The organism is Micromonospora haikouensis, from assembly GCF_900091595.1.
Lineage (GTDB): Bacteria > Actinomycetota > Actinomycetes > Mycobacteriales > Micromonosporaceae > Micromonospora > Micromonospora haikouensis.
Genome location: NZ_FMCW01000052.1, coordinates 22,712 through 32,253, shown reverse-complemented (window position 1 = coordinate 32,253; position 9,542 = coordinate 22,712). Strand labels below are relative to the sequence as shown.

The following is a 9,542-nucleotide window of genomic DNA, read 5'->3' as shown; positions in this document are numbered from 1 at the left end:
CGAGCAGGCCACCCAAGTTGTTCATCGCCTCGGTGTCGCCAGCGTCGGCGGCAATACGCCAGGCGTGTTCGGCGGTGTCTGTCCGTTGGGTGGCATAGGCCCGAAGGCCGATGTTGACGGCTTGGCGGGGGGTGGCGATGGCGAGCAGGGTGGCCCAGACACGGTCGGGGACCGGGGTGGTGGCGAGGGGGCCTTGGTCGGTGGTGGTGCGGTCGAGGAGGTAGTCGGAGGCAGTGTAGGTGTCGCCGTCGTGGGGCAGGAGGCAGGAGCTGGCGCCGAGGACGCGTTCGCACGCCCAGGCGAGTCCTTCGCTGATGGTGGGTAGATCGGCGCGGTGTCTCCAGGCGGGGGACAGGTAGGGACGGTAAAGCTTGGCCAGGAGGTCGCGGGGGATGGGGTCGGTGTAGCCGGCGCGGCGACAGTCCACCCCGGCGCTGATGAGGGCCTGTCCGACCTCGAACAGGGGTCCGTCACCGACCGACCAGCGGCGCATCATCGCCGGCCCGGCGGCGAGGTACTCGGCGAATCCGACCCCGACGGTCAGCGCAGCCGCGATCCGGTCATCGCCGGTCGCCTCAGCCGTCGTGCGTTCGGAGCCGGTGAGGTGCTGACCGACCCGGATGCGACGTCGGCCGCGGATCTGCGCCACCAGTTTCGCCGCAGCCTCATCCAGCCCGGCCGTGGTGAGTTCGGTGCCCTCGCGGCCTCGGACGGCGGCGTGGTCCAGGCGGGATAGTTCCTCGTCGCGGATGGTGGCCACCACCACCACATCAGCCCGCCCGGAAGGGCACAAGCGCTGCAGCAATGCCTGGTCAACGCCGCCAGGAGTGAGGAACCGTTCCAGGTCATCGAGCCATACGACAGCGTCGCCGACCGGGTAGCCGGTGTCGATGAGTTCCCGCAACGCGCCGGGGTGCGCCGGGATAAGTAGCCGGTGGTGCGGGCGGAGTCGGCCGATGGCCTCGAAAGCGCTGCGGCTCTTACCGGCAGCTGCCCTGCCGTGCAGCAGCACGATCCCACCTTCGGCGATGGCCCATTCCAGGTCGTCGTCACCGGCGCGGGAGACGTAGGGAGGAAGGTCACGGTCGTGGCCGTTGGCGGTGTCGATGGCGGGCTTGACACCCACATCCAGCGGATCGACCTGCTTCACCAACGGCGGCTGCCCGTCATCGTGCAGGTACAGCAGACACCCAGGAGGCACCGATTCGGCCGGGCGGATCGTGTCGAGTTTCCTGCCTAATCGCGTCATGCACCAGTTGGCGACCAGCCCGGCCGCTCCGACGAGCCCGAACCCGATGCTGGTGATCTTCTCGGCCCGGTCCAGACCTTCCTTCACCAGGAAGGACACCACCGGCACAGCCACCGCGACCGCTAAGACCGCCACCACGATCCAGCGGACCCATCGCCGTACCGACATGGAAGCCACACGCCATTCTGAAGGCAACCGGCAAGAAACGAACACGAAGCCGTATCCGACACACACGTCAAGGACGTGAGGGAGATCCGAGTTCTGGGCGTTCGCACGGTGCCATGACCAGGACTGGAGTTGTTTTGGTCTGGAAACTACGGGGGGTCCGACACGGATGGCGACCATGGCACTCAGGAGGGGGAGGGCCGCGGCCGGCGTCGGTACGGGTCACCGCTCGGGCACGTGGGCGTGGTCGTGGTGGGCCACCCGGTGGGGAGTAGCGGGGGCGGGTAAGACGGGCGCTGCCGCCCCGGCGCCGGTCGCGGGTACGAACGCCGTGGCGGCCACCGCAGCCGCGTGGACGGGCCGCGTGCCGATGCCACTCTGCGGCGGCTCTGCTGGCCGGGGGGTGAGCTTGTCCCAGACCAGGTTGGTCAAGCCTTGGCGGAACGCCTGATCGCCGTGGAGGTCGGCGAGGCGGACCACGTCGGCGGGGTCGTCGAGCTGGGCGATGGCGGTGGTCATGGCGGTGGCGAATGTCGAGCTGAAGGTGATCTGGTCGCCTGCGCGCGCGGCGGCCTGGACGGCGTCGACGCGCAGGGCCTGCTGGGTGCAGGCGTCGAGCAGCGCCCGATCCGCCGGCGTCGTGGCCGCGACGATGTCGGCCGGCGCCAGCGGGCTGATCACCTTGGGCTGGCCTGCGCGGCTGTCGCGTTGCGTCGACGGGCCCGCCGCCGAGGCTGGTGGGGGCGTGTCGCGGACTGTCTGGTGCACGGCCTGTCCGGCGGCGCTGTAGAGGGCCTGGCGCCAGGCCGGGTCGTCGCACTTGAGCATCACCGCGACGGCCATCTCCGTGTTGCCGGGGTCGGCGAGGGCGTGGGTGAGCGCCTTGTCGAACGGGGCGGAGAAGGCGGCCAGGTCGCTGGTGCGGGCCGCGTGCTGGACGACGCCGCCGCCGGCGACGTGCTGCACGCGCCGGTCCAGCCACGCCTGTTCGTCGGGGGTCAGGCTGTCGCGCAGGTCCGTCGGCATCCAGTCGTCGACCGTGACGGGCACGGCGGGCGGGGCGGCCGACGGTGGTGGGGTGGTGTCGGCCATGAGGTCGATGACGGCGTTGATCGCGCGGAGCCGGCGGCGGGTGTCGAGCAGTTCGTCGCGGCGGGGGAACGGCTGGTCGAGCTGCTCGGTGGCCCGGTTGATCTCTTCGTGCTGGCTGGCGATGCGGGCCTGCATGGTGGCCCGGGTGGCGTCCAGGTCGGTGAGCTGGTTCTCCAGGCGGCGGACGAGGCCGGTGGGGTCGCCCTGGACGGCGGAGGTGAGGCCGATGGTGGTGGAGGAGTCGGGGATTCCGTCGAATCGCAGGGCGACGAGCATGCCGTCGCGGCCGGACCAGAACACGGCGTCGACGCCGAAGCCGCCGAGCTGGGCGACGCCGGCGGCTTCGCGTCGGTCGGTGGAGGCGACGCCCTGTGCGGTGGCGGTCAGGGCGTGTTGCAGTGCTCGGCCGGCTTCGGCGCGTTTGGTGAAGCGGTGTCCGGCGACGGTCATGGTGAACTTCTCGCCGCGGGTGTCCTGGCGGCGGGCGATGACGTCGTCGAGCACCTCGACGCGGCGGGTGTCCTTGGTGATCCACGCCTTCAGCTCGCCGACCTGGCGGCGTAGCGCCGCCTGGGTGTTGTGGTGGGTCCGGTCGGCGCGTTCGAGGCGGGTGAGGTCCTGGGCGACCTGCTCGCGGTCCATCAGCAGCGGGTTGCCGGTGGCGATGGCCTTGATCTGGTGTGCCTGGAGGGTCTCGTCGCTGACGTCCTCGATCTCGCGGGCGGAGGTGCCGCGCATGATCTGGTCGATGAAGGTGCCCTTGCGGGCCACGGTCTGCCAGGAGAAGGCGTCGAAGCTGCCGGCGACGACGTAGCGGTAGATGCTGACCTCGGGGTTCTGGTTGCCCTGGCGCAGGATGCGGCCCTCGCGCTGGGTAACGTCGGCCGGGCGCCACGGGCAGTCGAGGTGATGCAGGGCGATCGCGCGGGCCTGCACGTTGGTGCCGACGCCCATCTTGGCGGTCGAGCCGATGAGCACGGCCACGTCGCCGGAGCGGCAGGCGTTGAACAGGCTGGCCTTCTTGGCGTCGGTGTCGGCCTCGTGGATGTAGCGGATCTTCTCCCGGGGCATCCCCCGCTCGACGAGCAGTTCGGCCAGGGCGTCGTAGGCGTTCCAGCGCTCGGGGTTCGGGGTGGACTGGTCGCAGAAGACGATCTGCAGCGCGCCCGGGGTGGGGTGCGCGACGGGGTCGGCCGCGTCGGGGTTGAGCAGGTAGACGGTGTCGCGGGTGTCGCGCCAGACCGCCGCGATCCGCTCCGCCGCGGCGTCGATCTTGCCGGGGGCGGTCTGCTGCTCGCCGATGAGCCGCAGGTCCAGGGAGGCGGCGCGGGCCTCACCGGAGACCTTGAGCATGTTGTCTTCGCTCGGCTCGACCTGGCGGTTGCGGATCCGCTCGACGCGCTCGTCCAGGCCGGAGATGAACTCCTCCAGCTCCGGGGACGGGTCGAGGGTGACGATGTGCGGGGCGCGTTCGCCGTCGTCGCGCTGGGTCAACTGCGGGGTGGGCAGGGCCAGGTCTTCGGGGGTGCGGACGTCGCCGTAGGTGCGCATCATCAGCGACAGTTCGGGCACGTTGGCGTACTTGGCCAGTCGGGCGCGCATCTGGAAGCCCTGCCCGGTGGGGGACACCTCGATGGCGGTGACGACCTTGGCGAAGGTGGCCGCCCAGGTGTCGAAGTCGGTGGTGCCCGTGACCTGCAAGAGGTCGGGGCGGAGCTGGCGGGTCACCACGTACAGCTCGCGCACGGAGTTGGCGATCGGGGTGGCGGTCGCCCCGCACACCACCCGTTGGCCGCGCTGGCGGCGCAGGTAGGACAGCTTCATCCGGAAGTCGACCGCGCGGTCGGAGCCGTCGTTGCCGGCGTCGGGGATGGAGCTGGTGATGGTGTCGTTCTTCAGCTCGTGCAGCTCGTCGCGGTAGACGTAGTCGATGCCGGTCTGCTCGAACGTGACGCCCGGGTCGCGGGCCTTGTCGAGCTTCTCCTTGACCCGCTCCTCCTTGCGCAGCAGCGCCTTCTGCAGGCGCTTGACGCTGCTGGAGCGCTTGGCGTCCTCGCCGTTGGCGATGGCCTGCTCACCGGCGCGGACGATCTTGTCGCGCAGCTCCTGCAGTTCCTCGTCGAGGAAGCGGCTCTGCTCGTCCGGGGACAGCGAGAGCCGCTCGAAGAACGAGGCGGCCATGATGATCGCGTCCCAGTCGCCGGTGGCGCAGCGGGCGACGAACCGGCGGCGCCGGTCGGTGCTCATGTCGTCGCGGCCGGCGGCCAGCAGCCGGGCCCGGGGGTAGATCTGCAGGAACTCGCGGGTGAACTGCTCCAGCATGTGGTTGGGCACCACGATGGCCGGCTTGTTGACCAGGCCGAGGCGGCGCTGCTCCATCGCGGAGATGGCCATCACCGCGGTCTTGCCGGCCCCGACGGCGTGGAACAGCCCGACCGCCGGCTCGGCGACGATGCGGGCGACCGCCTCCACCTGGTGCGGGCGCGGCGTGAAGCCGACCGCGATGCCGGGCAGCGACCGGGTCACCCCGACGTAGCTGCGCGGCACGGTGGCGTTGAACATCTCGTTGTAGGTGGTCGCGACCTGCTCGGCGCGGTCCGGGTCCTCCCACACCCACGCGCCGAAGCGTTCCTCCAGCTCGATCGCCTTGGCCTGCGCGGCGGCGGTGGCCTCCACGTCGAGGGCGCGTTTGCCCTCCTCCACCTCCACGAACACCCGGATCGGGGTCTTGGTCAGCAGCCGCTGCGCGAGGTCCGGCGCGGCCATCCCGGGGGTCCCCCAGGTCGAGCGGGCCAGGACACCGGCGCGGGAGCCGCGGACCCGCCAGTCGGACCCGCCGACGTGCTCCACCCGCAGTCCCGGGTCGCGCAGCGTCTCCTGGAGGAACTGCTGGATGAGGGGGGCGGGCAGGAACGGGGCGCCGAACGCCGCGTCGATCTCCCCCGGCCCGAGGTCGCGGGGGATCACCCGTTGCAGGGCGCGCACGTTGGTCTCGAAGCGGGGGTCCGTCTCGGCGGCGGCCTGGGCGGCTCGCAACTTCACGCGCACGTTGCCTGACAGGTACTCCGGGGCCTCCACGAGCCGGCCCTGGCTCGGGTCGTCGTAGACCAGGTCGCCGAGCGCGGCGCGGGCCTCCGGCTCGCTGACGCCGAGCAGCCGGGCGACCTCGGGCAGCCGCACGTCGCCGTGCGTGTCGACGCAGATGGCCAGGGCATCGGCCGGGGTGTCGGCGCCGAGCTGCGGCGCCCGGGGCAGGATCACCCGGCGGGCGAAGATGTCGGCCTTCGTCGCGGTCTGGGTGGTGTCGTCGAAGTGCTCGAGGGCGAACACGGTGGCCGCGTGCGGGTCGGTCTGCCGGAAGCGGCCCATCGGCGGGTTGATCCGGGCCATCTTCGGCTCGCCCGTCTCCGAGTCAGTCCGGCCGGTGCGGCGCAGGGTGTAGCGGTTGAGCGGCCCGTGTGCGGCCATGTAGGCGTCGTACCGGTCGTTCAGCTCGGCGCGCAGTGCTGCCGGTGAACCGGGCGCGGGCGGGCCGCCGTGCTCGTCGCCGTCGTCGACGGTGGCGGCCTCCGCCGTCAGCAGCGCGGTCACGGTGTCGCGCAGCCCGAGCAGCGCCCGCAGCTCGTCGGCCTGGCTGGCGGGCACCTCGTGCGGCACCACCTGGCCGTCGGCGACGGTGGTGAAGGTCCCGTTGTCCTGAGCCTCGATGTGGCCCTCGGCGCGGTCGGTGGGCGCGAGCACCGCCAACGGTTCGGCCGGCCGGTCGCCGTCGACGCGCGGCGTCATGGTCAGGCCCTCCCGGCGGGCCTCGTCGACGACGTCGCGCAGCACCCGGGTCAGGGCCTCACCGGTGTTGTCGCCCGCGCGGACGATCAGCTCGCCGTCGCGGTTCATGCCCCGCCCGAGCGTCATCTCGCCGAGCACCCGCTCCGGCCGGTCGGCGAAGTATTCGTTGACCTGGTCGGCCTGCTCGGCGGCGGTGTCCAGGTCCAGGGGCCGGGTCTGCTCCCAGGCGATCGGCCCGGGCTCGCGGTCCGGCTCGCGCCGGCGCAGGATCAGCAGGTCGGTGATGGCCTGGGTGCCGGCGGTAGCCTGGTGCGCTCCCGACGGCAGGCGCACCGCCGCGACCAGGTCGGCCAGCGACGCCATCTCCCGCCGGGCGGCGGGGTTCGCCGAGTCCAGGGTGTAGCGGGAGGTGAGCACCGCGACCAGGCCGCCGGGCCGGGTCAGGTGCAGCGACTTGATGATGAAGTGGTTGTGGATGCTGTGCCGGCCGGGGTTGTGCCGCCGGTCGGTCAGCCGCACGTCGGCGTACGGCACGTTGCCCACAGCTAGGTCGAACGCGCCGGACGGGGCCCTGGTGTCGGCGAAGCTCTCGGTCCGGATCTCCGCGTGCGGGTACAGGGCGGCGGCGACCCCGGCCGTCACCGGGTCCAGCTCCACGCCGACCATCCGGGCCTGCGGTGAGGCCAGGCCGATGAAGTTGCCCGACCCGCAGCCCGGTTCGAGTACCGCCCCGCCGTCGAAGCCGAGCTCCCGCACCGCGTCCCAGATCGCGCGCACGTACGCCGCGTCGGTGTAGTGGGCGTTGAGGGTGGTCAGCTCCGCCGCGGCGTACTCCTGCGGCGACAGCAGCTCCCGCAGCTCGGCGCGCTGCTGGGCGAACCGGGCGTAGTCGGGGTGGTTGGTGCGGGACTCGAACACCCCGGGCACCGCGCCCCAGCTCGCCCACCGCGCGAGCACGGCCTGCTCCTGCTTCGTGGCCGGGCGGCCAGCGGCTTGCACCTCGCGCAGGGTCCGCAGGGCGGCCAGGTTCGCGCGGAGCTTGGCCATCTCGCCGGCGGGCGCCAGGTCCTGCTGCCCGCCGGGGCGGAACGATTCCGCGGCATCACCGGCACCGGCGTCGGCGCCCGCGCTCGCCCCGGCGCTCTGGTCCGGAGCGGTGGCGCTGGCTTTTTCGGCCGGGCCGGCTATCGGGTCGGGGTCTGCGGCTCGTCCTCGTCGTCCTCCTCCTCCGCGACCCGCTGCCACCACGGGTCGTTCGGGTCCTCCACCAGCGGCGTCCACGTCGGGCTGGCCGCCGGCGGCGTCGACCCGGTCGGCGTCTCGTCCGCCGTCTGCTCGGCGTTCGGGTTGATCAGGATCAGCTCGGGGAGGATCTCCTCCTCCGCCATCTGCTTCGCCGCGTTCAGCCGGCCGAGCTTGCCGAGGTACCCCTCGCCCGGCTGATCCGGACCGGCCAGCTCCCGCGTCCGCTGCTCGATCTGCTCCGCTGCCTGCTCCCCCAAAGTCGAGAAGAAGCTGCTCGGGTCCTCGATGGTCGCGTACCGCTGGGGCAGGTACGTCTGCCAGTGCTTCTGGGCCTGCGCCCCGTAGTGGTTCATCCGTCTCCTCCGCGTCGGCCGGGCCGTCCTGGTCACCGTCGGCGGGCGGGTCGGCGATCGCCTCCTCGCCCGCGTCGACCACCGGCGGCGCGTGAGCCGTGGCCGCGCCGTCCAGAACGGCCGGAGCGGGAGCCGGCACGTCGACCACGGGCATGGCCGGCTGCACCTCGGGGACAGGCGCCGGGTCCAGGTGCCGGGCGACGTACGCCTCCAGGGCGGCGATGTCCACCCCGCTCGCGCCGACCTGGTAGCGCAGCAGCGACCGCGCCGAGCGGGCGACGCCGGCGCGGCCCGCAGGCGTCTGGTAGGTGCGTGCCGCCCACTCGACCCGGGCGGTGACCACGGCCTCCAGCAGCGGCCGAGCACCGTCCTGCGGCCGGGGGCCGACCGCCCGTAGCACTCCCGGCGTCGTGGGGTGGGCCTGCACGGCGGGGGCGAGCAGGTGGTAGGCGCGCTCGGCCGCGCGCCGGCCGGCCTCGCCCGCACCGATCGCCACGGTCACGCCCGCGGCCACGTCGGCCTGCTCGGTGAGCACCGCGACCTGGCCGGGTGTCAGCGCCGGCCCACACGGCGCGACCACCACCGGGGCGTCCTCGCCGGCGGTCGCGGACCGGGCGATCGCCTCCAGCGCCGTGGCGGCCACCACCACCGGCCGGCCGGCCCGCTCCGGCTGCTCGGCGAGCCCGACCAGTGCGTCGGCCGGCCGGTGGATCGCGGTGGCCGGGCCGTGCAGCATCGGCGGCACCGACTCGTCGGCGCCGGGCGGCGCGTACCCGACGAAGCTGACCACGGCGTGCGTCTGGGGATCGCGTACGCCGACCACGACCCGGTCCTGGAAGCGGTCGACCAGCAGTCCGCCCCGGCCGGTCGAGGCCAGCCCGGAGGCCAGGATCTCGGTGTCGGTGAAGCCGGCCCGGCGCAGCTCGTTGACCAGCGCCGTCGGGCGGCCCGGTGCGTATCCGAGCATCCACCGGCTGTTGACCGGCACGCCCTGCCCAGCCAGCCACCGGCGCGGCCCCGCGCCGCCCGGGCCGTCGAGCTGCGTCCGGTAGAAGCGGGCTGCGAGGTCCTGCGCGGCCAGTAGCCGGTCCTGCTCGGCGGAGGTCACCCGGGACCGCGTCGGAGGCCGGGGTGTGACCTGGGCGTCCAGGGACGCCGCACGCAGTGCCAAGGCCGCAGCCCGGTCGCGTGCCGCGTCGATCCGCTCGGCGACCCCGGCTGCCACCTGGTCGTCGCTGCGGTCAGGCATCGTCATGAAGCCCGCTCGTCGTCGGGCTCACCCGTAGCCAACAACCCCTGCGCGCGCAACCGCTCGAACAGCCGTTGATGGTGCTCCAACGTGGACGTTAGTTGGTCGATTTGATCCTGCAAGCCCGCGATCGTGCTGTCCACAGTTCGCGGCGGTACAGGCTGCGCAGCTTCGTCGGTCATCGTGCCCCCGTAGTGATCGACTCTCCGCCCACGGTAGTCAGCCCCGCCACGCTACGTCGAGATAGATCCGGGGCCGCTACCGCCGACGCCGCCCGAGGGGGGTGATGCCGCGGAATCACAACCAGGGGAAGCGAACCGGGCCTGGGAGACGCCGGCCGGCCCCGGCCGCCGTGGGTTGCGCTCCCCAATATCGACGCCTCCGGCGGGGCCTCTCTCGGAGA

Annotated in this window: 3 protein-coding genes; all 3 read right to left on the bottom strand. The window is 72.7% G+C overall.

Annotated features, from left to right (window positions below; translation table 11 throughout):
• On the bottom strand, positions 1-1,426 hold a 1,426-nt coding region (locus GA0070558_RS31085; protein WP_218107145.1), incomplete at its 3' end, for a hypothetical protein.
• Between the two features lie 210 nt (positions 1,427-1,636).
• A complete protein-coding gene (locus GA0070558_RS31080; RefSeq protein ID WP_091286639.1) occupies positions 1,637-9,145 on the bottom strand; it encodes a helicase-like domain-containing protein in 7,509 nt (2,502 codons plus the stop codon).
• Entirely contained in the window at positions 9,142-9,321 is a 180-nt protein-coding gene (locus GA0070558_RS31075; protein ID WP_091286636.1) for a hypothetical protein, read from the bottom strand. The genes GA0070558_RS31080 and GA0070558_RS31075 overlap by 4 nt, the downstream gene beginning before the upstream one ends.
• Between the last annotated feature and the right edge of the window lie 221 nt (positions 9,322-9,542).